Origin of the sequence: Pseudonocardia hydrocarbonoxydans (assembly GCF_006539565.1) — a bacterium.
Lineage (GTDB): Bacteria > Actinomycetota > Actinomycetes > Mycobacteriales > Pseudonocardiaceae > Pseudonocardia > Pseudonocardia hydrocarbonoxydans.
On the sequence record NZ_BJNG01000001.1, the window covers coordinates 14,307 to 38,900 of the forward strand.

At 76.0% G+C, this 24,594-nt stretch carries 23 protein-coding genes; 16 read left to right on the forward strand and 7 right to left on the reverse strand.

Annotated features, from left to right (window positions below):
* The first annotated feature begins 10 nt into the window (after positions 1-10).
* From PHY01_RS00075 to PHY01_RS00090, 4 genes are all read left to right on the forward strand, one after another.
* A complete protein-coding gene (locus PHY01_RS00075) occupies positions 11-1,117 on the forward strand; it encodes a glycosyltransferase family 4 protein (RefSeq protein ID WP_141276095.1) in 1,107 nt (368 codons plus the stop codon).
* Complete coding sequence (locus tag PHY01_RS00080; RefSeq protein WP_174824063.1) at positions 1,114-1,755, forward strand: NUDIX hydrolase; 642 nt, start codon at positions 1,114-1,116, stop codon at positions 1,753-1,755. The genes PHY01_RS00075 and PHY01_RS00080 overlap by 4 nt, the downstream gene beginning before the upstream one ends.
* A gap of 24 nt (positions 1,756-1,779) precedes the next feature.
* Entirely contained in the window at positions 1,780-2,712 is a 933-nt protein-coding gene (pdxS, locus tag PHY01_RS00085) for a pyridoxal 5'-phosphate synthase lyase subunit PdxS (protein ID WP_141276096.1), read from the forward strand.
* 216 nt (positions 2,713-2,928) lie between these two features.
* Positions 2,929-4,359 carry a glycoside hydrolase family 16 protein gene (locus PHY01_RS00090; RefSeq protein ID WP_141276097.1) on the forward strand — a complete coding sequence of 477 codons (1,431 nt, stop codon included), beginning with the start codon at positions 2,929-2,931 and terminating at the stop codon, positions 4,357-4,359.
* Between the two features lie 24 nt (positions 4,360-4,383).
* Here PHY01_RS00090 and PHY01_RS00095 read toward each other — a convergent pair whose 3' ends face one another.
* Positions 4,384-4,938, reverse strand: a complete 555-nt coding sequence (locus PHY01_RS00095) for a helix-turn-helix domain-containing protein (RefSeq protein ID WP_141276098.1) — start codon at positions 4,936-4,938, stop codon at positions 4,384-4,386.
* Between the two features lie 54 nt (positions 4,939-4,992).
* On the opposite strand from PHY01_RS00095, the gene PHY01_RS00100 reads away from it, so the two are divergent.
* The 3 genes from PHY01_RS00100 to PHY01_RS00110 are packed head-to-tail and all read left to right on the forward strand — an operon-like array spanning position 4,993 to position 7,379.
* Positions 4,993-5,649 (forward strand): AzlC family ABC transporter permease, encoded by a 657-nt coding sequence (locus tag PHY01_RS00100; RefSeq protein WP_141276099.1) that lies wholly within the window; start codon positions 4,993-4,995, stop codon positions 5,647-5,649.
* Entirely contained in the window at positions 5,646-5,954 is a 309-nt protein-coding gene (locus PHY01_RS00105; RefSeq protein ID WP_141276100.1) for an AzlD domain-containing protein, read from the forward strand. The genes PHY01_RS00100 and PHY01_RS00105 overlap by 4 nt, the downstream gene beginning before the upstream one ends.
* A gap of 27 nt (positions 5,955-5,981) precedes the next feature.
* Entirely contained in the window at positions 5,982-7,379 is a 1,398-nt protein-coding gene (locus tag PHY01_RS00110; protein ID WP_141276101.1) for a DUF2867 domain-containing protein, read from the forward strand.
* On the opposite strand, the gene PHY01_RS00115 is transcribed toward PHY01_RS00110, so the two are convergent.
* Positions 7,357-8,532 (reverse strand): MFS transporter, encoded by a 1,176-nt coding sequence (locus PHY01_RS00115; RefSeq protein WP_141276102.1) that lies wholly within the window; start codon positions 8,530-8,532, stop codon positions 7,357-7,359. The two genes, PHY01_RS00110 and PHY01_RS00115, sit on opposite strands and share 23 nt — an antisense overlap.
* Before the next feature lie 9 nt (positions 8,533-8,541).
* On the reverse strand, positions 8,542-10,662 hold the full coding sequence (locus PHY01_RS00120; RefSeq protein WP_141276103.1) for an elongation factor G-like protein EF-G2: 2,121 nt from the start codon (positions 10,660-10,662) through the stop codon (positions 8,542-8,544).
* 115 nt (positions 10,663-10,777) lie between these two features.
* Between PHY01_RS00120 and PHY01_RS00125 the strand changes: the two genes are divergently transcribed.
* Together PHY01_RS00125 and pdxT are read left to right on the forward strand one after the other, a co-directional pair.
* Entirely contained in the window at positions 10,778-12,172 is a 1,395-nt protein-coding gene (locus PHY01_RS00125; protein WP_141276104.1) for an NAD-dependent malic enzyme, read from the forward strand.
* 64 nt (positions 12,173-12,236) lie between these two features.
* Entirely contained in the window at positions 12,237-12,854 is a 618-nt protein-coding gene (pdxT, locus tag PHY01_RS00130) for a pyridoxal 5'-phosphate synthase glutaminase subunit PdxT (protein ID WP_141276105.1), read from the forward strand.
* A 167-nt stretch (positions 12,855-13,021) separates the two neighbouring features.
* Here pdxT and PHY01_RS00135 read toward each other — a convergent pair whose 3' ends face one another.
* Together PHY01_RS00135 and PHY01_RS00140 are read right to left on the reverse strand one after the other, a co-directional pair.
* Complete coding sequence (locus PHY01_RS00135; protein ID WP_174824064.1) at positions 13,022-14,029, reverse strand: hypothetical protein; 1,008 nt, start codon at positions 14,027-14,029, stop codon at positions 13,022-13,024.
* A gap of 191 nt (positions 14,030-14,220) precedes the next feature.
* Positions 14,221-16,353 carry a heavy metal translocating P-type ATPase gene (locus PHY01_RS00140; RefSeq protein ID WP_141276106.1) on the reverse strand — a complete coding sequence of 711 codons (2,133 nt, stop codon included), beginning with the start codon at positions 16,351-16,353 and terminating at the stop codon, positions 14,221-14,223.
* Between the two features lie 157 nt (positions 16,354-16,510).
* On the opposite strand from PHY01_RS00140, the gene larE reads away from it, so the two are divergent.
* The 3 genes from larE to larC are packed head-to-tail and all read left to right on the forward strand — an operon-like array spanning position 16,511 to position 19,148.
* Entirely contained in the window at positions 16,511-17,332 is an 822-nt protein-coding gene (gene larE, locus PHY01_RS00145) for an ATP-dependent sacrificial sulfur transferase LarE (RefSeq protein WP_141276107.1), read from the forward strand.
* On the forward strand, positions 17,329-17,991 hold the full coding sequence (gene larB / locus PHY01_RS00150; protein ID WP_141276108.1) for a nickel pincer cofactor biosynthesis protein LarB: 663 nt from the start codon (positions 17,329-17,331) through the stop codon (positions 17,989-17,991). Before larE ends, larB begins: the two co-directional genes overlap by 4 nt.
* A complete protein-coding gene (gene larC / locus PHY01_RS00155) occupies positions 17,988-19,148 on the forward strand; it encodes a nickel pincer cofactor biosynthesis protein LarC (protein WP_141276109.1) in 1,161 nt (386 codons plus the stop codon). Before larB ends, larC begins: the two co-directional genes overlap by 4 nt.
* On the opposite strand, the gene PHY01_RS26105 is transcribed toward larC, so the two are convergent.
* Entirely contained in the window at positions 19,053-19,472 is a 420-nt protein-coding gene (locus PHY01_RS26105; protein WP_170183582.1) for an OsmC family protein, read from the reverse strand. The two genes, larC and PHY01_RS26105, sit on opposite strands and share 96 nt — an antisense overlap.
* A 105-nt stretch (positions 19,473-19,577) precedes the next feature.
* On the opposite strand from PHY01_RS26105, the gene PHY01_RS26110 reads away from it, so the two are divergent.
* Positions 19,578-19,907 carry a hypothetical protein gene (locus tag PHY01_RS26110; RefSeq protein WP_170183583.1) on the forward strand — a complete coding sequence of 110 codons (330 nt, stop codon included), beginning with the start codon at positions 19,578-19,580 and terminating at the stop codon, positions 19,905-19,907.
* A 4-nt stretch (positions 19,908-19,911) separates the two neighbouring features.
* Here PHY01_RS26110 and PHY01_RS00165 read toward each other — a convergent pair whose 3' ends face one another.
* On the reverse strand, positions 19,912-20,880 hold the full coding sequence (locus tag PHY01_RS00165) for an AIR synthase related protein (protein ID WP_141276111.1): 969 nt from the start codon (positions 20,878-20,880) through the stop codon (positions 19,912-19,914).
* A gap of 43 nt (positions 20,881-20,923) precedes the next feature.
* Between PHY01_RS00165 and PHY01_RS00170 the strand changes: the two genes are divergently transcribed.
* From PHY01_RS00170 to PHY01_RS00180, 3 genes are read left to right on the forward strand one after another with little or no spacing between them, the layout of a single operon-like run.
* The gene (locus tag PHY01_RS00170; protein WP_141276112.1) at positions 20,924-21,706 is read left to right on the forward strand and encodes a phosphosulfolactate synthase; all 783 of its coding nucleotides are present in this window, start codon (positions 20,924-20,926) and stop codon (positions 21,704-21,706) included.
* Complete coding sequence (gene argH / locus PHY01_RS00175) at positions 21,703-23,208, forward strand: argininosuccinate lyase (RefSeq protein WP_141276113.1); 1,506 nt, start codon at positions 21,703-21,705, stop codon at positions 23,206-23,208. The genes PHY01_RS00170 and argH overlap by 4 nt, the downstream gene beginning before the upstream one ends.
* On the forward strand, positions 23,202-24,593 hold the full coding sequence (locus tag PHY01_RS00180) for a YlbE family protein (RefSeq protein WP_246085579.1): 1,392 nt from the start codon (positions 23,202-23,204) through the stop codon (positions 24,591-24,593). Before argH ends, PHY01_RS00180 begins: the two co-directional genes overlap by 7 nt.
* The last annotated feature ends 1 nt before the right edge of the window (position 24,594 follow it).

Below are 24,594 nucleotides of genomic sequence, written 5' to 3' on the forward strand. Positions count from 1 at the left end.
GGATCGGCCCATGAGGATCGGGATGGTCTGCCCCTACTCGCTGGACGCGCCCGGCGGGGTACAGGCCCACGTCCTCGACCTCGCTCGCGCACTGCGTTCCGCCGGGCACGCGGTCGAGGTGCTCGCCCCCGCCGGGCCGGACACCCCCGTGCCGCCGTTCGTGACCCGCGCCGGGCGGGCGCTGTCGGTGCCCTACAACGGATCGGTGGCCCGGGTGCGGTTCGGGCCGGTGTCCTGGACGCGGGCGCGCCGCTGGCTCGACACCCACGAGTTCGACGTCCTGCACCTGCACGAGCCCACGACCGTCAGCCTCTCGGTGCTGACGCTGCTGGTCGCGCGGGGCCCGATCGTCGCGACCTTCCACACCGCGACCGACCGCTCCCGCGCGCTGAGCGCGATGGGCGGGGTGCTGCGGCCGCTGATGGAGAAGGTGACGGCGCGGATCGCGGTGTCGCCGACGGCGCGGGCGGTGCAGGTCCGTCACCTCGGCGGCGACGCGGTGGAGATCCCCAACGGGGTCGACGTGGCCCGGTTCGCACAGGGCCCGGTGCTGGACGTGCCGGGGGAGACCGTCGGCTTCGTCGGGCGGTTCGACGAGCCGCGCAAGGGCATGCCCCTGCTGCTCGACGCCCTGTGCGGGCTCGCCCCGGCCCGCCCCGGGCTGCGGCTGCTCGTGGTCGGGCGCGGGGACGCCGCGGCGCTGCGGCGGGCCGCCGGGCCGTGGGCCGACCGGCTCGACGTCCTGGGCCCCGTCGACGACGCGACGAAGGCCGCGGCGCTGCGCTCGGTGCGGGTGCTGTGCGCGCCGCACCTGCGCGGGGAGAGCTTCGGCATGGTGCTCACCGAGGCGATGGCCGCGGGTGCGCCGGTGCTGGCCGCCGACCTCGACGCGTTCCGCGCCGTGCTGGGCCCCGCCGGCGCGCTGTTCCCCGCGGGGGACGCCCCGGCACTGGCCCGCTCGCTGGCCGCGCTGCTCGACGACGCCCCCCGCCGTGCGGCGCTGGCCGCCGCCGGGCGGGAGCGGGCGGCCGCCTTCGACTGGTCGGTCGTCGCCGCCGACGTCGTGCGCGTCTACCGGGCCGCGCTGGCCGCGGCCCCCCGGCAGCGCGCCGGATGACCTCCGCCGTCGCCGTCGCGGTGTTCCTGACGCTGGCCGGGCTCCTCGCGCGGGAGGTGGGGAGGGTCCGGCGGCTGCACCGGCTGCACGTCCGCGTCGACGGGGCCCGCGCCGGGCTCGACGCCGCCCTGCGCGCGCGGGCCGGGGTGGCACGGGAGATCGCCCGGCTCCCGCCGTCCGAACCGGCGGGTCCACCGCAGCCCGCGCTGGCGCGCGCGGTGCCGGGTCCCGCGCGTCCCCGGGGCCGGGCGGGACCCGCGAACGCGCGCGGACCGTCGCGGACGGCGGTTCTGGCGGCCGCGGCGTCGGCGGCGCTCGCGGCCCGGGACGTCGACGGCGCGCGCGAGGGCGTCGAGAACACCCTCGGGCGGCACCTGGCCGGTGTCGACCGCGCGGCGCTGCCCGCCCCGCTGCGCACCGCGCTGGCCGAGGCGGAGCGGGCCGTCGAGCTCGCCCGCAGCGTCCACAACGACGCCGTCCGCGACACCCTCGACCTGCGCTCACGCCGGCTCGTCCGCTGGTTCCGGCTGGCCGGGGCGGCCCCGCTGCCCGCCTACTTCGAGATCGCCGTGATCCCCGCCGCGGCCGGGCGCGGTGCCCCGGGGCCTGACGTACGATCGGACGACCGCCCTTCCTGACCCCGCACGTCGAGAGGTACCACCGTGTCGTCGCCCGAGCAGTCCGCAGCCACCGAGTCCGTCAGCGCCGGCTCCCCCCAGCTGGGTACCGCGCGCGTCAAGCGCGGGATGGCCGAGATGCTGAAGGGCGGCGTGATCATGGACGTCGTCGACGCCGCGCAGGCGAAGATCGCCGAGGACGCGGGCGCCGTGGCCGTCATGGCGCTGGAGCGGGTGCCCGCCGACATCCGCGCGCAGGGCGGCGTCGCCCGGATGAGCGACCCGGACATGATCCAGGGCATCGTCGACGCCGTCTCCATCCCGGTCATGGCCAAGGCCCGCATCGGGCACTTCGTCGAGGCCCAGGTGCTGCAGAGCCTCGGCGTCGACTACATCGACGAGTCCGAGGTGCTCACCCCGGCCGACGAGGCGCACCACATCGACAAGTGGGCGTTCACCGCGCCGTTCGTGTGCGGTGCCACCAACCTGGGCGAGGCGCTGCGGCGCATCTCCGAGGGCGCGGCGATGATCCGGTCCAAGGGCGAGGCCGGCACCGGCAACGTCGTCGAGGCCACCCGGCACATGCGCTCCATCCGCGGCGAGATCCGCAGGCTGGCCGGGCTCGACGAGGCGGAGCTGTGGGTCGCGGCCAAGGAGCTGCGGGCGCCGGTCGAGCTGGTCCGGGAGGTCGCGGCCGCCGGCAAGCTCCCGGTCGTGCTGTTCACCGCGGGCGGCATCGCCACCCCCGCCGACGCCGCGATGATGATGCAGCTCGGGGCCGAGGGCGTCTTCGTGGGCTCCGGGATCTTCAAGTCCGGCGACCCGGCGCAGCGGGCCGAGGCGATCGTCAAGGCCACCACGTTCTACGACGACCCCGACGTGATCGCCAAGGTCTCCCGCGGTCTGGGCGAGGCGATGGTCGGGATCAACGTCTCCGACCTGCCCGAGGCCCAGCGCTACGCCTCCCGGGGCTGGTAGCCCCACCCGTCCGGGGCGCAGCCCCCGCTCGTCGACGACGCCCGCCCGGTCACCGCGACCGGGCGGGCGTCGTCGTCACGGTGCGTCCTTCGACCCGGTGCATCACCCGTCCCGATGGGGTGACGCGACCGGTCGTGGTCACGGATCGCGCCTAGTGTCCCCGGCGATGTGCTGTGACGCGAGGGAACACCGGGACGCGAGCGACGGGGGAGACGCATGAGGCGACAGGTGACGGTGGGTGGCCTCGTGGCCCTCGCCCTGCTGAGTGGGTCGGTGGTGGCCTACGCCGCCCAGCCCGCACCGGCCGAGTGCGCCCCGGCCGCCGCGGGCCCGCCCGCCGACGGGGCGGCCGAAGGTCTCGTCCCGGCTCCCCGGGCCGCCGGGGACGACGAACCCGACGACGGCGACGACGAACCCGACGACGACGGGGACGGCGGCGGGGACGACGACGGGGACGGCGACGACGGGGACGGCGACGACGGGGACGGCGACGACGGGGACGGCGACGACGGGGACGGCGGCGGGGACGACGACGGCGGCGACGAGGACGGCGGGTCGGACGAGGACCCGGACGACTCGGACGGCGGCGGCGGGGACGAGCCGGGCGCCGATGAGCCCGATGCCGGTGACACCGGTTCCGACGACACCGCGTCGGACGACCCGCCCTCGGACGACGACGTGGACGAGGCCGGTGGACAGGACGCCGACCCCGCAGACGACCCTGCCCCCGGGGAGGACTCCTCCACCGCGGACGACCCGACCACCGGCGACGACGCGGCCACGGGCGACGACCCGACCACCGGCGATGACCCGTCGACCGTCGAGGACCCGGCGTCCGGGCCGGCGGACGACGCGTCGACGGAGGAGGCGTGCGCCACCGCCGCGGAGACGCTCGGCTGGGGCGAGCCCACCCTGGCCGACGAGTTCGACGGCCCGCTCGGCGGTGACTGGCGCGTCTACTCCGGGACCGGCTTCGACGGGCAGGGCACCCGGACCGCGGAGGCGCTGCGCGTCGACGACGGCGTCCTGACGATCACCGGCGATCCGGCGGGGGCCACCGGGGGCATGGCGTGGTCGCAGGGCCAGGAGTACGGGCGCTGGGAGGCGCGGGTGCGGATCCCCGAGGGTGACCCGTCCTACCACGCGGTCGCCCTGCTGTGGCCCGACGACCCCGCGGCGGCCGGACCGCAGATCGACTTCATGGAGGTGTCCGACCCCGGCCGCGGGACCACCGGCGCGTTCGTCCATCCCGGGGCCGGTGCGGCCCCCGCGGGCGCCGAGGTCGAGGTCGACGGCACCGCGTGGCACACCTGGGCGGTCGAGTGGACGCCGACGTCGGTCACGACCTACCTCGACGGCGCGCAGTGGTGGCGCGTCGACGACCCGGCCGTGATCCCGTCCGGCCCGATGCACCTGTGCCTGCAGCTGGACTGGTTCCCGACCGGCGAGGGGGAGGTGCGGGAGTCGTCGATGCAGGTCGACTGGGTCCGCCAGTACGCCCTCCCGGACACCGCCGCCGGTGAGCCCGGCGACCGGGTCGGGCCCGCCGACGTCACCGAGGGCGCCCCCACGGCCCGCCTCGCCGAGGGGGCCCCGGACCTCCCCGTCCGCGAGGGCCCGGTGCCCCGCCCGCTCGGCGGCAGCTGACCGACCTGCTCACACCGGGAGCCCTCAGACGTACTCCATCACCAGCACCGCGGCACACCCGGCGACCACCGCCTGGTAGGTGTGCGGGCGGTCGCCGGGGAAGCGGGCGTAGTCGCCCACACCGAGCTCCACCTCCCCGCCCACCGGCCCCGCCCGCCACCGCCCCGCCGTGACCAGCAGGTGCTCGGTCGTGCCGGGGATGTGGGCGTGGGCCTCGCGGGCCGCACCGGGCTCGGCGGTGATCACGTGCAGGTCCCGCCGGGCGCCGGGCGGGCAGGCCGCGAGCAGCGTGCCGGTGAACGGGGAGTGCTCCGACGCCAGCGCCAGGCCCTCCCCGGCGCGGATCACCCGCACCGGTGATTCGACGGGGTCGACGAGCCGGCTGAACGGGACGTCGAGCACGACCGCGATGGCCCACAGCGTCTCCACGCTCGGGTTGCCCGACCCCGACTCCAGCTGCGACAGCGTCGACTTCGCGATCCCGGCCCGCCGGGCCAGCTCGGCGAGCGAGATGCCCATCCGCTCGCGTTCGCGGCGCAGGGCGGCGGCGATGGCGGCGAGCGGCGCTGTTCGTTCCATCGGACTCCCTGTTCGGCTTGACGAACGCTGGCGAGGTTGTTCAGTCTAGTGGACATGCGTTCGCTCAATCGAACGGACGGCCTGCGTGACGTCCTCGCGCTCGCCTCCGCGGTCGGGGTGGTCGGCGCCTCGTTCGGGGCACTGGCCGCCGCGGCCGGGCTCTCGCCCGCGCTGACGGTCGGGATGTCGCTGCTCGTGTTCGCCGGGGGATCGCAGTTCCTGGTGGTGAGCGTGGTCGCGGCGGGCGGGAGCCCGCTGGCCGCGGTCGTCGCCGGGCTGCTGATCAACGCCCGGCACCTGCCGTTCGGCCTCGCCGTCGCCCCGGCCGTGGGCCGCTCGTGGCCGGCGCGGCTGTTCGGCGCGCACATCCTGATCGACGAGTCGACCGCCTACGCCCGCTCCCGCCCCGGCGACGCCCGCCGCGCGTTCTGGACCAGCGGCGTCGCCCTGTTCGTGTTCTGGAACCTCGGCACGGTGGTGGGCCTGCTGGGCGGGTCGGCGGTGCCCGACCCCGACGCGTTCGGCATCGACGCCGCGTTCCCCGCCGCGCTGCTCGCGCTGCTGCTGCCCGGCCTGCGCGCCGCCGACACCCGCCGCGTCGGGCTCGCGGCCGCCGCGGCCGCGCTCGTCGCCACCCCGTTCCTGCCGCCGGGCCTCCCGGTGCTGATCGGCCTGCTCGGCCTGGCCGTCGCCGGGCGGGGGGAGCGGTGAACTGGCCCGCCGTGCTGGCCCTGGCCGCCGGCACCTACCTGATGCGCCTGTCCGGGCTGGTGCTGCGGGACCGGATGGCGCTGTCGCCACGGGTGGAGCGGCTGCTCGACCTCGGGGCCACCGCCCTGCTCGTCGCGCTGCTGGCCACCGCCGCGCTCACCCAGGACGGCGGGTTCGCCGGGTGGGCCCGCACCGGGGGCGTCGCGGCCGGGGCGCTCGCCGCCTGGCGCCGGGTGCCGTTCGTGCTGGTGGTGGTGCTGGCCGCCGCCACGACCGCGGGGTTGCGCCTCCTCGGGGTGCCGTGAGCGGGCCGGTAGGGAAGGCTCGGGCACGTGCACTGTCTGGTGATCGGGGCGACCGGCTACGTCGGCGCCCGCCTCGTGCCCCATCTGCGTTCCGCCGGGCACGCCGTCCGCGTGCTCGTCCGTGACGAGGCCAAGCTCGACCGCCTCCCGTGGGCGAGCGACGTCGACCGGGTCGTCGGCGACGTCGCGGCCGCGGCCGACCGCGCCTGCGCGGGCGTCGACGCGGTGTTCTACCTGGTGCACTCCATGGACGGCCCGGGGTACGCCCGCCGCGACCGCGAGGCCGCCGAGCGGCTCGCCGCCGCCGCGGGGGCCGCGGGCGTGCGGCGGGTGGTCTACCTGGGCGGGCTGCAGCCTGCGGGATCGGAGAACTCCGCGCACCTCGCGTCGCGCCGCGAGACCGGTGACGCCCTGCTCGCGGGCCCGGTGCCCGCCGCGGTGCTGCAGGCCGGGATCGTCGTCGGGGCGGGGTCGGCCAGCTTCGAGATGATCCGGCACCTCGCCACGCTCTCGCCGGTGCTGCCGCTGCCCGACCGCGCCTGGAACGCCGTGCAGCCCATCGGCATCGACGACGTGCTGCACCACCTCACCGCCTGCCTCGACCTCCCCGACGACGTCAACCGCACCTTCGACATCGGCGGCGCGGAGGTCCTGTCCTTCCGCGAGCTGATGACGGGGTTCGCCGCGGTCGCGGGCCGGGTCCGCCCGGTCACGGTGCCGGTGCCGGTGTCGGCGCCGCGGATGCTCGCCCGCGCCGTCCAGGCCCTGACGCCCGTCGACCGTCATCTGGCCGGCCCCCTGCTGGAGTCGATGGCCCACGACCTGATCGTCCGCGACGACCCGCCGAACGGCCCCCCGCCCGGCGGCCCCACCGGCTACGCGGAGGCGGTGCGCCGCGCGCTCGCCGAGGAGGGCGCGGCCGGCCGCGTGCCCACGGACCTGCCCGAACCGGAGCTGCACAGCGAGCACGTCGAGGACGTCGCCGCGCCCGCCGCGGTGCTGTGGGAGGTGATCAGCGGCGTCGGCGGCGAGAACGGCTGGTACACCGTGCCCGGGGTGTGGGCGCTGCGCGGCGGGCTCGACCGGCTGCTCGGCGGCGTCGGCGCCCGGCGCAGCAGGCCCGCGCGGCTCGTCGAGGGGGCGGAGCTGGACTGGTGGCGCGTGGAGGAGGTCGTCGAGGGCCGCTCGCTGCTGCTGCGCGCGGAGACGAAGACCCCCGGCACGGTGTTCCTGGAGCTGCGGGCCGAGCCGGTCGACGACGGGCGCAGCCGCTACGTCCAGCGCGTCACGTTCCGGCCCGACGGCCTGTCCGGCTTCGCCTACTGGTACGCCCAGCTGCCCGCGCACGACTTCGTGTTCGCCGTCATGGCGCGCACGATCGCCGGGGTGGCCGCGGGCCGCGTCACACGGCGACCCGTCCGCTGACCAGCCGCCGCGCCGCGGGCAGGGCCAGCAGCGCGGCGTAGACCGCGATGACGACGGCGAGCACGCCGAGCGGAACGGTGAACCCGGCGTCACCCCCGGCGACCGACAGCAGCAGCGGCACGCCGAAGCCGAGGTAGGCGCAGGCGTAGAAGGTGCCGGTCAGGGCGCCGCGGGCGGTGGGCGCGGCCAGCTCGCCCACCATCGTCAACCCGGCGGCCAGACACAGCCCGTAGCCGACGCCGAGCAGCAGCGCCACGGGCACGAGCAGCGGCCACGCGCCCGTGGCCACGCCGACCAGCGCGAGCCCGAACCCGGCCGCGCCGACGCCGAGCCCCGTCGGCCCGGCGGCGACGTAACCGATGCGCTTCCCCAGCGGCTGCGCGAACACCCCGGTGAGCAGGGTCACCCCTGCCACCAGTCCGGTGATGGCCACCGCGATCTGCGGCATCGACGGCGTCAGCAGCAGCGGCAGCACCGTCACCGCGGTGGACGGGAAGGTGAACACCCCGATCGCGACGGGCAGCACCACGACCAGGAACGGGATGCGCGCCCCCGGGGGCACGCCGAGGTTCACCCACGGGCCGGCGCGGCGGTCGGCGGGCGCGAGGGTCTCCGGCACCCTCGGCAGCAGGGCCAGCCCGACGAGCATCAGCGCCACGTGCACGAGGTAGGGCAGCACCGTGGGCAGCGGCAGCCACTGCGCCATCAGCCCCGACACCAGTGGCCCGATCGCCCAGCCGCCGCCCAGCGCCGCCGTGGTCAGCCGGGCGGCGCGGGCCGGGTCGCCGACCAGCTCGCCCAGCCACGCGGTGCCGACGCTGAACACCACGCCCGACACCGCGCCCTGCAGGAACCGGCCGAGGAACAGCAGCGCCACCGAGCCCGACGCCCCGAGGAACAGCAGCGAGGTGAGGATCGAGAGCACCACGAACGGCACGACGACGCGGCGGCGCCCGAACCGGTCCGACGCGGGCCCGGCCAGCAGCAGCGCCGGGACCAGCCCCGCGGCGTAGACGCCGAACGCGCCGGTCAGCGCGTCCGAGGACAGGCCGAGCAGGTCGCGGTAGACCAGCAGCAGCGGGGTGGGCACGTTGGTGCCGAACGCGACCACGAAGACGGCGGTCCAGAGAGCGGCGACGGCGCGACGGTGCACCCGGCGACGCTACCCCGCGGGCGCCACGTCGTACCGGGCGAAGCGACGGGTGAAGGTGGCCGTGCCGGAGGTCATCGCGCGGGTGTCGACGGCGTAGCGCAGCAGCTCGGTGCACGGCACCTCGGCGCGCACCAGGGTACGCCCGGGGGTGTCGGCCTCGGTGCCCAGCACCCGGCCGCGCCGCCCGGACAGGTCGCCGAGCACGGCGCCGAGGTGCTCGTCGGGGATCCGGACGCACACCTCGTCGAAGGGCTCCAGCAGCAGCGTCCCGCAGACCGCGGCCGCCTCCCGCAGCGCGAGCGCCCCCGCGGTCTGGAACGCGGCGTCGGAGGAGTCGACGGAGTGGGCCTTGCCGTCGACCAGCGTGGCCCGGACGTCGACGACGGGGTGGTGGTCGTCGTCGAGCCCGCGCTGCAGCTGCGCCCGGATGCCCTTCTCCACGCTCGGGACGAACTGCGTCGGCACCGAGCCGCCCACCACCGCGGAGACGAACTCGAACCCCGACCCGCGCGGGAGCGGCTCGAACTCGACGTGGCAGACCGCGTACTGGCCGTGCCCGCCGCTCTGCTTGACGTGCCGGCCGGTGACGCGCCCGGGCGCGGCGAGGGTGACCCGCAGCGGGACCCGCACCGGCTCGGTGTCGACCCCGATCCCCGAGCCCGCGGCCCCGCCCGAGCGCAGCCGTGACAGCACGACGTCGGCGTGGGCCTCGCCCATGCACCACAGCACGGTCTGGTGGGTCTCGGCGTTGCGCTCCAGCACCAGCGTGGGATCGGCGGCGACGATCTTGCCCAGCGCCTTGACCAGGCCGTCCTCGTCGCCACGGGTACGGGCGGTGACGGCGATCGGCAGCAGCGGCTCGGGCAGGTCCCAGCAGGACAGCAGCAGCGGGTCGTCGGCGGCGGACACGGTGTCGCCCGTCTCGGCCGAGCCGAGGCGGGTCAGCGCCGCGATGTCGCCCGCCACGACGGCGTCGACCTCGTGCAGCGTGGCCCCCAGCGGGACGTGGACGTGGGCGAGGCGCTCGTCGTCGTCGTGGGAGTGGTCGGCGCCGCGCTGGCGCGGGATCGCCGTCTGCCCCCAGGCGGGGTGCCCGCTGACGTGCACGACGGAGTCGGGCCGCAGCGTCCCGGAGAACACGCGCACCAGCGACACCCGTCCCACGTAGGCGTCGGCGGAGGTGCGGACGACCTCGGCGGCCAGCGGGCCGTCCGGGTCGGCGGACAGGGACTCGCGCGGGCTGCCGTCGATGTTGCAGACCGGCGGCAGCGGGTGCTCCAGCGGGGAGGGGAACCCGCCCGCGAGCACCTCCAGCAGGGCGTCCAGGCCGATCCCGCCCATCGCGCAGACCGGCACGACGGGGTGGAACGACCCGCGCGCGACCGCGGTCTCCAGGTCGGCGACCAGCGTGGCGAACTCGATGTCCTCGCCCTCGAGGTAGCGCTCCATGAGCGACTCGTCCTCGGACTGCTCGATGATCCCCTCGATGAGCTCGGCCCGGGCCTCGCGCGCCCCCGGCGGCGCCTGGCCCGGGGGGGTGCGGGAGAGCAGGCCGTAGATGCCGGTGAGGCGCTCGCCGATGCGGATCGGCAGGTAGAGCGGGGCGACGCCGGCGCCGAAGGACTCCCGGCAGGCGGCGATCGTCGCCTCCAGGTCGGCGCGCGGCCCGTCGCAGCGGGCGACGACCACCGCCCGCGGCATCCCGACCGCCGCGCACTCCTCCCACTGCGCCACCGTCGCCGGGTTGATCCGGCCCTCGCGCCCCTCGTCGGCGGCGACGACGAACAGCGCGGCGTCCGCGGCGCGCAGCCCGGCCCGCAGCTCGCCGACGAAGTCGCCGTAGCCGGGGGTGTCGATCAGGTTGATCTTGATGCCGTCGTGCAGGACGGACGCCACGGACAGCGCGACCGAGCGCTGCTGGCGGACCGCGGCCGGGTCGTGGTCGCCGACGGTGGTGCCCTCGGTGACCGAGCCCGCCCGCGGGATCGTCCCGGTGTGCGCGAGCAGCGCCTCCACCAGCGTCGTCTTGCCCGACCCGGACGGCCCGACCAGGACCACGTTCCGGATGTCGGTGGGCGAGACGGCGGCCCTCGTGGTCCGCGTCCGCTCGCTCGTCGCTCTGCCGGCCATGGTGACCACCTCGTCCCCGTCGACGTGTGCGCCATCTCACACCTCCGACCGGCTCGGGACAAGACCAGAACGGTCAGAACCCGGGCCCGCTGGCGCTCGCCGGTAGGGTCGCGCCGTGGCAGTCCCCGGTCCCGGTTACGCGATCACCGCCCGTGTCGAGGTCCCGTCGTCCGCGAGCGCGGCCGGCGACCTCACGATGGCCGTCGGCCGCGTGGGGGGTGTCGTCACCGCGTTCGACGTGGTCGAGGCGGCTACCGCCACGCTCGTCGTCGACATCTCCTGCAACGCGCTGAACGAGGGGCACGCGCAGGAGATCACCGCGGCGCTGGAGGCGCTGCCCGGCGTGCGCGTCCGCAAGGTCTCCGACCGGACGTTCCTGCTGCACCTGGGCGGCAAGCTCTCGGTGGAGTCCAAGGTCGGCCTGCGCAACCGCGACGACCTCTCGCGCGCCTACACCCCCGGCGTCGCCCGGGTCTGCCAGGCGATCGCGGCCAACCCCGCCGACGCCCGGCGCCTGACGATCAAGCGCAACACCGTCGCCGTCGTCACCGACGGGTCGGCGGTGCTCGGCCTGGGCAACCTCGGCGCGGCCGCCGCGATGCCGGTGATGGAGGGCAAGGCGGCGCTGTTCAAGCGGTTCGCGGGCGTCGACGCCTGGCCGGTCGCCCTCGACACCCAGGACACCGAGGAGATCATCCGGACCGTCCAGATCCTCGCCCCGGCCTACGGGGGCATCAACCTCGAGGACATCGCCGCGCCCCGGTGCTTCGAGATCGAGGCCCGGCTGCGCGAGCTGCTCGACATCCCGGTCTTCCACGACGACCAGCACGGCACCGCGGTGGTGGTGCTCGGCGCGCTGCGCAACGCGCTGCGCGTCGTGGACAAGAAGCTCTCCGACTGCCGGGTCGTCGTGTGCGGCGTCGGCGCGGCGGGCTCGGCGATCATCCGGCTGCTGCAGTCGGGCGCGCCGGGGGAGGTGCTCGCCGTCGACATCGACGGGATCGTGCACACCGGGCGTCCCGGCCTCGACGACAACCTCGCCTCCATCGCCGCCATGACCAACCCCTCCGGCACCTCCGGCACGCTGGCCGACGCCCTCGTCGGTGCCGACGTGTTCATCGGGGTCTCCGCGCCCGACCTGTTCGGCGCCGACGAGCTCGCCACCATGGCCCCCGACGCGATCGTGTTCGCCCTGGCCAACCCCGACCCGGAGGTCGACCCCCCGCTCGCCCTGCAGCACGCGGCCGTCGTGGCGACCGGGCGGTCGGACTACCCGAACCAGATCAACAACGTGCTCGCCTTCCCCGGGGTGTTCCGCGGCCTGCTCGACGCCCACGCCCGCGACATCACCGACGCCATGCTGCTCGCCGCGTCCGCCGCCATCGCCGACGTGGTACCCGAGCCCAACGCCAGCTTCATCGTGCCGAGCGTGTTCGACGCGGCGGTGGCGCCCGCGGTCGCCGAGGCGGTCCGGCAGGCCACGGCCAAGAAGGACGTCGCCCCCACCTGACCCCACGAGTCGGGACATCCGTGCGACCGAATCGGCGGATCCGTGCGCGACTACCCTCGACGACGTGGTTCCCGTGATCGGAGTACTGGCCCTGCAGGGCGACGTCCGCGAGCACCTGGCCGCTCTGGCCGCGTGCGGCGCGCGGGCGGTGCCGGTCCGTCGCCCGGCCGAGCTCGCCGCCGTCGACGCGGTGGTGCTGCCCGGCGGGGAGTCGACGACGATGAGCCGGCTGCTGGTCACCTTCGAGCTGCTCGAACCGCTGCGGGCCCGCATCGCCGAGGGGATGCCGGCCTACGGTTCGTGCGCCGGGATGATCCTGCTGGCCCGCGAGGTCCTCGACGGCCGTCCCGACCAGGAACAGCTCGGCGGCCTCGACGTCGTGGTGCGCCGCAACGCGTTCGGCCGCCAGGTCGACTCGTTCGAGACCGACCTCGACGTCGACGGAGTGGTGGGCGACCCGGTCCGCGCCGTGTTCATCCGCGCCCCGTGGGTGGAGAAGGCGGGCGGCGACGTCGAGATCCTGGCCACGGTGCCCGACCGCACGGTGACCGGGGCCGGCACCGGGGAGGCGGCGGGCCGGCCGGTGGCGGTGCGCCAGGGCCAGGTGCTCGCGACGGCCTTCCACCCCGAACTGACCGGCGACCTGCGCATCCACGACCTGTTCGTGCAGATGCTCCGCTGACCCACCCCCGCCCCGCCCCCCGCCCGCCCGCCCGCCCGCCCGCCCAGCCCCCCACCCCCGGGTTGCAGTGGGGTGGCTTTACTGCAACGTGGCTGGAGTGAAGCCACCCCACTGCAATGGGTGGCGTGGCCCCGGCCCGGGCCGGGCCGGGTCGCAATGGGGTGGCTCTACTGCAACCAGACGGGAGTGGAGCCACCCTGCTGCGACGGCGTGGGAGCGGCGGGGTGGTCGGCGCGCACCGCGGGGCGGGGGCGTGCGGCCGCCGCGGTGTACGAGGACCGCAGCTCCGCCAGCACGTCACGGGGCTGTCGGCGCAGCCGGGTGGGGAGGGTCGGCAGCACCGCCGCGCCCACGGCGGTGAACCTCGCCCGCTTCTCCTGCTCCCGGGCGTAGTCCTCCGGCGCGAGGTGCCACTGGTAGGAGTTGATCTCCCAGGCCAGCGCGACGTCGTCCCACCAGGCGTCGGCGATGCCGAGGAACCGGCCCGCGGCGTCGTACACCGGGGCGTTCCACCACGGCTCGGGCAGCCCGGACCGGCGCCAGAGCCGTCTCGCGTCCAGCTCGGCGGCCGAGCGGATGCCGTCACGGACGTCCCGTAGCACGCGACGCGGAGTGGCGGACCCGTGCTGCCCGCCCGCGTCGAGCTCCGTCACGAGTTGCGCGACGGTGCACAGGTTCTGCTGCACGGCGTCGGAGACGAGCTCCGCGATCTCCCGCTCCGACCGCAGCAGCCGCACCGCATCGGCGACGGCGCGTTGCACCGGGGCCAGCGGGATCCCGCCGCGCGACACCGGGTGCGGCAACCGCCTCGTCCGGTCGACACGGAGGAACCAGGTGTTGCGCACCTGCCTGGTGTGCGGCACGAGCAGCTGCAGCGATCCGCCGGCCGTCGGACCGCGCCGGATCCGGTGGCGGCGACAGGCCTCCAACCCGGTGAGCACCGCCTGCTCGCCCCCGTGCAACAGCGCCGCGATCACGAGCTGATCCGCCGTCGGCTGCCCCGTGCACAGCAGCACGACGCCGGGTGCGAGCCGCTGCCACGGGCCGCCGTCGCGGCAGCGGTGGTACACCGTCGACTCCGGCACGCCCAGTGCGACGAGGGTGCGGGCGGTGATCACCCCGCCCCGCGACGCGGCCAGGATGGTGTCTCGGTCGGGTCCACGGCCGCGCGTCACGCAGCGATGATGCGGGAGCCCCCCGTCCTGGCGAGGCGTTTCGCCCCAACTCGGGCGCACCCGCCGCACACCCGGTTGCAGTGGGGTGGCTTCACTCCAACCCCGTTGCAGTAAAGCCACACCACTGCAACCGGTCGGGGCGGGGCGGCGGGGTCGGGTGCGGCGGCGGGGCGGGTGGGGCGGGTGGTGGGTCAGGGGGTGAGGCGGTAGCGGATCAGGCGGCTGCTGTTGCCCACCACCGCCACCGACGAGGCGTTGTGCAGGATCGCCGCGACCACCGGGCTGAGGGCACCGCCCGCACCGACCAGCAGGCCCGCGGCGTTGACCGCGATGGACATGCCGTAGTTCTGCCGGATCAGCCCGATGCTGCGCCGGCCCAGGTCGCGCAGGGCGAGCAGGGCGCGCAGGTCGTCACCGGCCAGTGCGACGTCGGCGGTCTCCACCGCCACGTCGGTGCCCCCGACGCCCATGGCGATGCCGATGTCGGCAAGGGCCAGTGCGGGTGCGTCGTTGGTGCCGTCGCCCACCATGGCGACGGTGTGGCCGCCGGCCTGCAGCGCGCGGACCAGGTCCTGCTTCTCCTCGGGCATCACCTGCGCGCGGAACTCGGTGATCCCGAGCTCCTCGGCGACCGCGGCGGCGGTGACGGGGTGGTCGCCGGTGAGCATGACGATCCGGGTGACGCCGTCGGCGCGCAGCGCGTCGAGCACCTCGCGGGACTCGGGTCGCACGGTGTCGCGCAACGAGACCAGACCCACCAGGCGCCCGTCGACGGCGAGCAGCAGCGGGGTCTCCGCGGCCCGCTGCAGCCGCCGCACCCAGTCCTGGGCCCGGCGGGAGACCGGCACATGCTGGGCGCGCAGCAGCTCGCGCGAGCCGATGAGCAGCACCCGCCCGTCGCTCTGGACGCGCATGCCCTGACTGAGCAGCACCTCGCACTCCTCGTGCGGCGGGATCGCGATGTGCCGCTCCTCGGTGGAGCGGATCACGGCCTGCGCCAACGGGTGCCGGGAGTGGATCTCGGAGCTTGCCGAGTAGGCGAGCACCTGCTCGGGGGACCAGTCGTCGTCGAAGGACACGACGTTGGTGACGACCGGGCGGCCCTGCGTCAGCGTGCCGGTCTTGTCGAACACCACCGCGTCGACGCGTCCGGCCGCCTCCAGGTGCGCCCCGCCCTTGATCAGGATGCCGCGCCGGGCCCCGTTGCCGATGGCCGCGCTGATGGCGGTCGGGGTGGCCAGCCCGACCGCGCACGGGCAGGCGATGAGCAGCATCGTCATCGCGCGCCGGACGTCGCGGGTGACCAGCAGCGTCAGCGCGGCGAACGCGAACGAGGTGGGGACGAAGCGGCGCGAGAAGTTCTCGCCGACGGTCTGGATCGGGGCCCGGTCGGACTGCGCCTCCTCGACGCGGGCGATGATCCGCCCGATCGCGGTGTCGCGCCCCACCGCCGACGCGCGGACGACCAGCCGCCCGCGCAGCAGCACCGAGCCCGCGTGCAGCGTCGCCCCCGGCTCGACGGCCACGGGCAGCGTCTCCCCGGTGATCGCCGCCTGGTCGACGACGCCCTCGCCCTGCACCACCACCCCGTCGACGGGCAGCACCACGTGCTCGTGCACCACGACCTCGTCGCCGATCACCAGGTGGTCGATGTCGACCTCGACCTCGGTGCCGTCCGCCAGCCGCGACCACGTGCGGGTCTGCGTGCCCGTCAGCAGCTCGGAGATCGCGCGCCGGGAGCGGCGCAGGGTGAGGTCGGCGACGTACTCGCCGATGTTGAGCAGCCACAGCACCGTCAGCGCGACGACGTTCTCGCGCAGCAGCAGCGAGGCCACCGTCGCCGCTGACACGAGCGCGTCGGTGCCCGCCCCGCGCCCGCCGGCGAGCGCACCGAACGCCCCCTTGAGGAACGGGTAGCCGGTGAAGATCGTGACGCCAGTGGCGACAGTGCGGCTGGTGGGCCCGAGCAGCGGCGGTCGCCCGAGCCCGCGGCGCACCCCGAGCGCGGCGAGCGCGGCCCCGCCGACGACCAGCCGGACCAGGTCGCCGTTGCTGACGTCGGCCGAGCGCGGTGTCCGGGCCGAGGTGGCCTCCGGGTCGGCGCCGAGCCCCTTGCCGACGGCCTCGACCAGCTCGCCGCGGTCGCAGCGCGCCGGGTCGAACCAGACGACCACGTTGCCGGTGCGCGGGTAGGCGTGCACCTGGCGGACGCCCGCGACCGCGTCGACGGCGTCCTCGACGGCGACCGCGAGCGCGGGGGAGTGCCGCAGCCCGGGGGTCGCGAACCGGACCCGTCCGGCGGCGTCGGAGACGACCGTGGGCATGCTCAGTGGGAGTGCCCGTGCCCGGTGGCGGCTCCGGGGGCGGGGGCCTGCTCGCCATGAGGGACTCCCAACGGAAACCGTTATCGACTCGCGGAGCGTACCGCCCGGTCGGCAGGGCCTAGAGTGGGAGCTGTTCGGTCCGTCCCCGGAGGTGCGCATGACCCGCGGATCCGCACCCGAGACGGCCCTGCGGGCGCAGGTCCGGGCCGCGGGACGCCTGCTGGTCGCCTACTCCGGCGGTGTCGACTCCGCGCTGCTGGCCGCGGTCGCCGCCCAGGAGCTGGGGGAGCGGGCCGTCGCCGTGACGGCGGTGTCGGCGAGCCTGCCGCGCACCGAGCGGGCCGCCGCGGCGGCGTTCGCCCGGGAGCACGGCATCGCCCACGTCGAGGTGTGCACCGACGAGCTCGACCGCCCGGAGTACGTGGCCAACGACGGCGACCGCTGCTTCCACTGCAAGTCGGCCCTGCTCGACGTCCTGGCCCCGCTCGCCGCGCTGAGCGGCGCCCGGATCGCGCTGGGCACCACGCTCGACGACCTCGGCGACCATCGCCCCGGGCAGCGCGCCGCGGCGGCCCGGGGAGCGGTCGCCCCGCTCGTCGACGCCGGGCTGGCCAAGGCCGACGTCCGCCGGATCAGCGCCGAGCTCGGCCTGGAGACCGCCGCCAAGCCCGCCGCGGCGTGCCTGTCGTCGCGGGTCGCCTACGGCGAACGGGTCACCGCCGAGGTGCTCGGGCGCATCGAGCGGGCCGAGGACGCCGTGCGCGCGCTCGGCTTCCCGGTGTGCCGGGTGCGCTCGCACGGCGACGGGTCCGTGGCCCGGATCGAGGTCCCCGCCGACGACGTGCCGCGGGCGGCCGGGCTGCGCGCCGAGCTGGACGGGGTGGTCCGCGCGGCCGGGTTCGCCTTCTCCGCGCTCGACCTGCACGGCTTCGCCAGCGGCCGGATGAACGTGCTGCTCGGGCTGCCGGCCCCGCGGTGAGCGGGTTCTCCGATCTCGGCCACTCACGGCCCGACCTCGACCGCGAGCGACGGCAGGGCCTGCCGGAGGTCGTCTACGGCCCGGGCAAGACCCCCGCGGCGATCGCCGGGGTGGTGCGCGAGCTGCTGGCCGGCAACACCGGGCCGGTGCTGGTCACCCGCGTCGACGCCGACGCGGCGGCCGCCGTCGACGTCCCCGGGGGCCGCTACGACGCCGCGGCCCGGCTGCTCGTGTGGCGCCCGGCGCCGTCGCGGGGGTTCCGGGTCGTGGTGGCCTCCGCCGGCACCTCCGACGCCCCGGTCGCGGCCGAGGCGGCGGCCGTCGCGGCGGCGGTGGGCCTGGACGTGCACGAGATCCGCGACGTCGGCGTGGCCGGGCTGCACCGGCTGCTCGCCGAGCGCGCGGCGCTCGACGCCGCCGACACCGTCGTCTGCGTGGCCGGGATGGAGGGCGCGCTGGCCAGCGTGATCGGGGGCCTGGTGGGCTGCCCGGTCGTCGCGGTGCCCACGTCGGTGGGCTACGGCGCGTCCCTGGACGGGGTCACGGCGCTGCTCGCGATGCTGTCCTCGTGCGCGGCCGGGGTCGTGGTCGTCAACATCGACTCGGGGTTCGGCGCCGCGATGGCCGCGCACCGCCTGGCGCGGGCGGCGCGCCGGTGATCTGCTGGCTCAACCCGGTGGGCGGCATCTCCGGCGACATGCTGCTCGGCGCCCTGCTCGACCTCGGCGCCCCGCTCGACGGCGTCCGCGCCGCGGTCGCGGCCACCGGCCTGCGGGGCTTCACCCTCGACGCCGAGCGCGTCACCCGCGGCGCGCTCACCGCGACCCGCGCGCTCGTCACCGTCGAGGACGCCGCGACCGAGCGCCGGGCCGCCGAGCTGCTGGAACGGGTCGCGGCGTGGCCCATGGCGGCGCGGGCGGTCCGCGCGATCGCCGAGGTGGAGGGCCGCATCCACGGCATCGACCCGGCCCGGGTGCACCTGCACGAGATCGGCGGGCTCGACACCGTCGTCGACACGGTGGGGGTCGCCGCGGCCTGCGACCTGCTCGGCGTCGGCGCCCTGCACTGCGGCCCCCTGCCGCTGGGCCACGGCACCGTCACCACCCGGCACGGCGTGCTGCCGCTCCCGGCACCGGCCACGGCCGCGCTGCTGGCCGCGGCGGGTGCGCCGGTGACCGGCGCGGGGGAGGGCGAGACGGTGACCCCCACGGGTGCCGCCCTGCTCAGCGGCGCCGTCTTCGGACCCGTCCCGCCCATGCGGCTGACCGCCGTCGGCTACGGGGCGGGCGGCCGCGACGACCCGGACCGGCCCAACGTCCTGCAGGCGCTGCTGGGGGAGCCGCAGGGGACGGTCGCGGAGATGGTCCTGCTGGAGACCAACGTCGACGACGTCACCGGCGAGGTGCTCGGCCACCTGGTCGCCCGGCTGCTCGACGCCGGGGCCGCCGACGCCTGGACCACCCCGATCGTCATGAAGAAGGGCCGCCCGGCGCACACCGTGCACGTGCTCGCCGCGCCGGAGCGGGCCGCGGGCTGCGAGCGGATCGTGCTCGCCGAGACCGGCAGCCTCGGCCTGCGGCGCAGCCCGGTCGAGCGGGTCGCGCTGCCCCGCCGCACCACGACCGTGCAGGTGGGCGGGCACCCCGTCCGGGTGAAACACGGGCCGTGGGGGTCCAAGCCCGAGCACGACGACGTCGCCGCGGCGGCCGCGGCGCTGGGGCTACCCCTGCGGGAGGTCGCCCGCCGGGCCCGCGACGACGGTGATGGTGGGCCCGAGCCGCAGCGTGCGGGTGACGTAGCAGACCCGCTCGGCTGAGGCGACGAGCCGGTCGAGCTCGGCGCCCGTCGGGGACTCGGCGGTGACCGTGACCCGCAGGTCGGAGAACTGCGGGCCGTCGTAGGTGCCGGTGACCTCGACGTTCAGCCCGGCGAGGGCCACATCCCGCTTACGCGCCGACCAGGCCACCGCGAGCGTCATGCACGAGGCCACCGAGGCGAGCAGCACCTCGGTCGGCTGCGGGCCCCGCCCGGTGCCGCCGTCGACGGACTCCGGTTCGTCGACGACGAGCTCGAACCCCCCGGCGTCGACGACGGCGCGCAGGCCACCGTCCCAACGCGAGCTGACCGTGCGCTCTGTCACGAGTACCTCCGGTAGTGGGACGTGCAACACACCTGCAACGAACGACTGGAAACGTGGCGCCCCACCCGACCGGCCCGCCCACGGGCCCGCACGAGGGAGCTGTCCATGACGATCATGACGTGTGCCGGTGCGACCGCGACCCGAGCCGCCTGCACCGACGGCTGCACCGTCGAGCCCGCGCTGCGCGGGCACCACGACCGCCTGCTCGCCGTCGAGCACGACGCCGACGAGCTGATCGAGCTGATGGAGCTCGCGGTCACCTGGGGCGAGCTGGAGTACGCCGACGAGCCGCTGGTCGGGCCCGACCGCTGGGTCGAGTTCGCGGCCACCCACCTCTGGGTCGACCCCGCCCGGGCCGAGCGGATCTTCTCCCTCGCCGCCGACGTCGCCGCGCGCTCGGTGGCGCCGCTGCGGATCCAGGGGGTCGCGGCGTAGCCGCTCACCGGGCCAGCCCGGTCACCGCGTCGGCGCCGACGTCGAACACGGTGGCCCTCGCCTGCCCGAGCCGCAGGTCCAGGCGCCCGGAGTCGTCCAGGACGCCGAGGGCGGCCGCGTGCAGCCCGCGCCCGGTGAACGCCGCGACGAGCTCGTCCTCGCGGCCCGCCGGGGCGCAGAGCAGGAAACCGAAGCTGGGGAAGCAGGTGAGCCAGGCCGCCAGGTCGACGCCGTCGGGGACGGGCAGTGCGCCGAGGTCCACGGTGACGCCGAACCGCCCCTGTTCGAGCAGCATCGCCAGCGACCCGGCGAACCCGGCCATGCTGATGTCCTTCGCGGCCACGCACGACCCGGCGGCGGCCACCTCCGCGAGCAGCCGGACGTCACCGGCGCAGCGCTCCCCGCGGGCGTCGAAGGCGGGGAAGAACGGGAAGTCCGGGCGCATGGTCCCGTCCAGGGCGTAGGCGGCGACGAGCACCTGCCCGGCCGCCATCCGCGTCACCGACAACGGGTGCGTGGCCGCGCCGACGCCGAACGCCGACACCGCGGGCTCGCCGTCGTGCTCGGTGAGGTGCCCGCCGACCACCGGCACGCGCAGCAGCGCACACGCCCGTCGCATGCCCTCCAGCACCCGGCGGGCCGTCGCGGCGTCGGCGACGATCGTGTCGACGATGCCGAGCGGCACCGCGCCCATAGCCGCCAGGTCGTTGACGTTGGTGAGCACCGCGGCGAACCCGGCGCCGAACGGGTCGGCCCGCACGAACGGCGGCCACATCGCCTCGCCGCACGCCACGACCGACCCGCCGAACGCCTCGACGACGGCCCCGTCGTCACCCGGCCCGCCGAGCCAGTCGCTGGCGCCGAGCACCTCGGAGACGAGCCCGATCGCGGCCTTGCCGCGGAGCCCGGGATGGGCACGGAGCCGCTCGACGAGATCCTCGAGCGCGGCCTGGTCGGTTCGGGGAGCGAGCACGTCTCCTATAGTAGATGGACCTCCACTAACCTAGGATCCGAACGTGGCCGACCCGTCCTTCCTGGATCTCCCCGCGCGAGCGGCCAAGCCCCGCAGCACCGGGCTCACGCACGTGCTCGACCCCGGCGTCCCGCCGGGCGCCGCCGCCGACCTGCTGGCCTCCGCCGCGGCACACGTCGACATCTGGAAGGTCGGCTGGGGCACCGCCTACGTCGACGCGGCGCTGCCCGCCAAGCTCGAGCTGCTCGCCGGGCACGGCGTGCCGGCCTGCCTCGGCGGGACCCTGCTCGAGATCGCGTTCGCCCAGGGCCGCGCCCGGGAGTGCCTGGCCTGGGCGCACGACGCGGGTTTCGCCATGGTCGAGGTGTCCCGCGGCACCGTCGACATGACGCCCGCGGAGAAGCGGGCCCTCATCGGCTCGGCGGTCGGCCGGTTCACGGTGCTCGCCGAGGTCGGGGCGAAGTCGCCGGGGGAGCAGCTCGCCGCCCGCACCTGGCCCGCCGAGGCCCGGGCCGACCTCGACGCCGGCGCGAGCCTGGTCGTCACCGAGGGGCGCCAGAGCGGCACCGTCGGCACCTTCGACGCCGCGGGCCGCGTCCGCCCCGACGTCGTGGAGGCCGTCGCGGCGGCCGTCGGCGTGCACCGGGTCGTGTTCGAGGCGCCGCGGTCGGCACAGCAGGCCTGGTTCGTCCGCCGCTTCGGCCCCGACGTCAACCTCGGCAACGTCGCGCTGTCCGACGTGCTGTCGGTGGAGACGCTGCGGCTGGGCCTGCGCTCCGACACCGCGGCCACCCGGCAGGACGCGGCCGGGGCGGGTCCCGCGTGAGGGCCCGCACCCGCGAGGGCGGCCCGCCGCAGGGCGGCCCGGCACCGGAGCTGGTCGAGTCCGGGTTCGCCCTGGAGAACGCCGACGCACCGTTCCTGCACCGTGGCCTCAACCTGGCCGACATCTCCCACGTGCTCGACCTCGCCCGCCGCGGCATCGTCGCCCCCGACGCCGAGCGCGAGTTGCTCGCCCTGCTGCTCGACGTGCACGAGATCCCGGCCGAGGAGTTCCCCTACGACCCCGCGCTCGGCGAGGCCTACAACTCGCGCGAGCACTACTTCGTCGGCCGGATCGGTGACGCCGCGGGCTGGCTGCACGCCGGTCGACCCCGCCGCGAGGCCACCCGGATCGCGCTGCGGCTGCACCTGCGCCGCCAGCTGGCCGAGCTCGTCACCGAGGCGGTGGCGTTCGCGCGCACGGCGTGCGACCGCGCCGAGGAGCACGCCCACACGCTGCTGCCCGACCAGACCTACCTGCAGCAGGCCCAGCCCTCGACGTTCGGGCACTACCTGCTCTCGTTCGTCTACTCCTGCGTCCGCGACGCCCGCCGCCTGCTCGACGAGCTCGACTGGGTCGACTGCTCGCCCGGCGGCGCGGGCTGCGTCAACGGCACCCGGCTGCTGGAGGACCGCTCGTTCATCGCGGCCTCGCTCGGGTTCGAGGGCGTCATCGAGCACACCCGCGACGCGATGTGGCAGGTCGACGGCCTCATCCACGTGCTGGCGACGGCGTCGAGCCTGCTGTCGAACTTCTCCAAGCTCGCCGAGGACCTGGAGATCTTCTCCTCCAGCGAGTTCGACTTCGTCGACCTCGACGACTCCTTCACCCGCAGCTCGGTCCTCATGCCGAACAAGCGCAACCCCTACGCGCTGGCGATCGTCCGCGGCGCGTCGGGCGTGATCATCGGACGGCTCTCGGGCTTCCTCGCGGTGACCAAGAGCCCGTCGGCCCGCAGCGACAACCTGATCTTCGCCTACGGCGAGGTCCCGCGGGCGCTGGACCTGACGCTGCGGATCACGCGGCTGTTCACCGGCGTCGTGCGGACGCTGCGCGTCAACGCCGACCGGATGGCCGAGGAGCTGGCGCGGGGCTACACCCAGGCCACCGACCTCGCCGAGCACCTGGTGCAGCGGGTCGGCGTCGACTACCGCACCGCCTACGTCGTGGTCGGCCGCACCGTCCGCGCGGCGAGCAGGGCGGGCGTCCCGGGCGGCGGGATCACCGGCGAGATGATCGACGAGGCCGCCCGCGAGCACACCGGCCGCGACTGGGGCCTCGCCGGGGCCGACCTGTCCGAGGTGCTCGACCCGTGGCGGATCGTGCTGTCCCGGGCGGCCCAGGGCGGCGCCGCGCCGGACGCCGTCGCCGCCATGATCGCCTCCCTGCGCACGACGCTGGACGGCCTCGACGCCGAGGCCGCCGCCCGCACCGCCGGGTTCGACCGCGTCGAGGACGCGCTGCTGGAGACCGCCCGAGCCGTGCTGGAGGACAAACCGTGCTGACACTGCCCACCGACGTCGCCGTCGTCAACGTCGGGCTGCCGATGTTCGCCGACTCCGTCCGCGAGCAGGGCGTGCCCGTCCAGCAGGTGGACTGGTCGCCCCCCGCGGGTGGCGACCCCGCACTGGTCGCGGCGCTGACGACGGTCTTCGGCCCGCGCGCGGCGGAGATCGACGCCGCCAACGCCGAGGTCGTCCGCCGCCTCGACGAGGGGGTGCCGAGCCTGGTCGGGGTGTCCCGGGTCGACGAGGTGCTGCCCGGCCTCGGCGAGCGCACGCTGCTGCACTGCGGGCCCTCGATCACCTGGGAGCGGGTGTGCGACCCGCTGCGCCGCTCGATGCGGGCCGCGGTCGTCGCCGAGGGCTGGGCGTCCGACGTCGAGGCGGCCGGCCGGCTGCTCGCCGACGGGTCGGTGACCCTGGCCCCGGCCAACGCGCACGACGCGGTGGTGCCGATGGCCAGCGCGGTCGGGCCGTCGACCCCGGTGTGGGTCGTCGACTGCCCCCAGGGCGGCACCCGCGCGTACGCCCCGGTCAACCAGGGCCCGGGCGAGGTGCCCTGGTTCGGCCGGGAGACCCCCGCCGCGATCGAGCGGCTGCGGTTCCTGCGCGACGTCGCCGGGCCCGCGCTGGGCCGCGTGGTCGGCGAGGCGGGTCCGCTGGACGTGTTCGCCCTGGCCAAGCAGGGCGTCGCGATGGGCGACGACCTGCACATGCGCACCCAGGCGACCACCAACCTGCTGATCCGAACCTGGCTGCCGCAGCTCGCGGCGCTGCCCTCGCCCGAGCGCGAGCAGGTGGCGCGCTTCCTGGCCGGCAACCACCTGTTCTTCCTGACGATCGCCATGGCCGGGGCCCGGTCGCTGACGGCGTGGGCCGGCCAGGTGCCGGGGTCGAGCATCGTCACCACGATGAGCCGCAACGGCACCGACTTCGGCATCCGGCTCGCCGGGTCCGACACCTGGCACGTCACCGACTCCCCGCCGGTCGGCGACGCGCTCTACAACGCCGGCATGGGCCCCGACGACGCCGCCCCGGACATCGGCGACAGCGCCGTGCTGGAGCTGACCGGGCTCGGCGGGCCCGCGGCGGGCGGCTCGCCCGCCGTCGCCGGGTTCCTCGGGGGGACGATGGCCGCCGCCGCGGAGGCCACCGACCGGTTCGCCCGGATCAGCTCGGGGCGCAGCAGCCGCTTCACGCTGCCGCCGATGGGGTTCGTCGGCACGCCGCTGGGCGTCGACGTCCGGCGGGTCGTCGAGCTGGGCATCCGCCCGCAGGTCACGACGGGCATCCTGCACGCCAGCGACGGCAGCGGCCAGGTCGGCGCCGGGGTGGCGACGGCGCCCGCGGCCTGCTTCGAGGCGGCGCTGCGGGAGCTGGCGGGCTGAG

Excerpts from the sequence above, each read along its gene's own strand:
- PHY01_RS00075 (WP_141276095.1), top strand. The coding sequence starts at position 11 with ATGAGGATCGGGATGGTCTGCCCCTACTCGCTGGACGCGCCCGGCGGG.
- PHY01_RS00080 (WP_174824063.1), top strand. The coding sequence starts at position 1,114 with ATGACCTCCGCCGTCGCCGTCGCGGTGTTCCTGACGCTGGCCGGGCTC.
- PHY01_RS00090 (WP_141276097.1), top strand. The coding sequence starts at position 2,929 with ATGAGGCGACAGGTGACGGTGGGTGGCCTCGTGGCCCTCGCCCTGCTG.
- PHY01_RS00095 (WP_141276098.1), bottom strand. The coding sequence starts at position 4,938 with ATGGAACGAACAGCGCCGCTCGCCGCCATCGCCGCCGCCCTGCGCCGC.
- PHY01_RS00100 (WP_141276099.1), top strand. The coding sequence starts at position 4,993 with ATGCGTTCGCTCAATCGAACGGACGGCCTGCGTGACGTCCTCGCGCTC.
- PHY01_RS00120 (WP_141276103.1), bottom strand. The coding sequence starts at position 10,662 with ATGGCCGGCAGAGCGACGAGCGAGCGGACGCGGACCACGAGGGCCGCC.
- PHY01_RS00140 (WP_141276106.1), bottom strand. The coding sequence starts at position 16,353 with ATGCCCACGGTCGTCTCCGACGCCGCCGGACGGGTCCGGTTCGCGACC.
- larE (WP_141276107.1), top strand. The coding sequence starts at position 16,511 with ATGACCCGCGGATCCGCACCCGAGACGGCCCTGCGGGCGCAGGTCCGG.
- PHY01_RS26110 (WP_170183583.1), top strand. The coding sequence starts at position 19,578 with ATGACGATCATGACGTGTGCCGGTGCGACCGCGACCCGAGCCGCCTGC.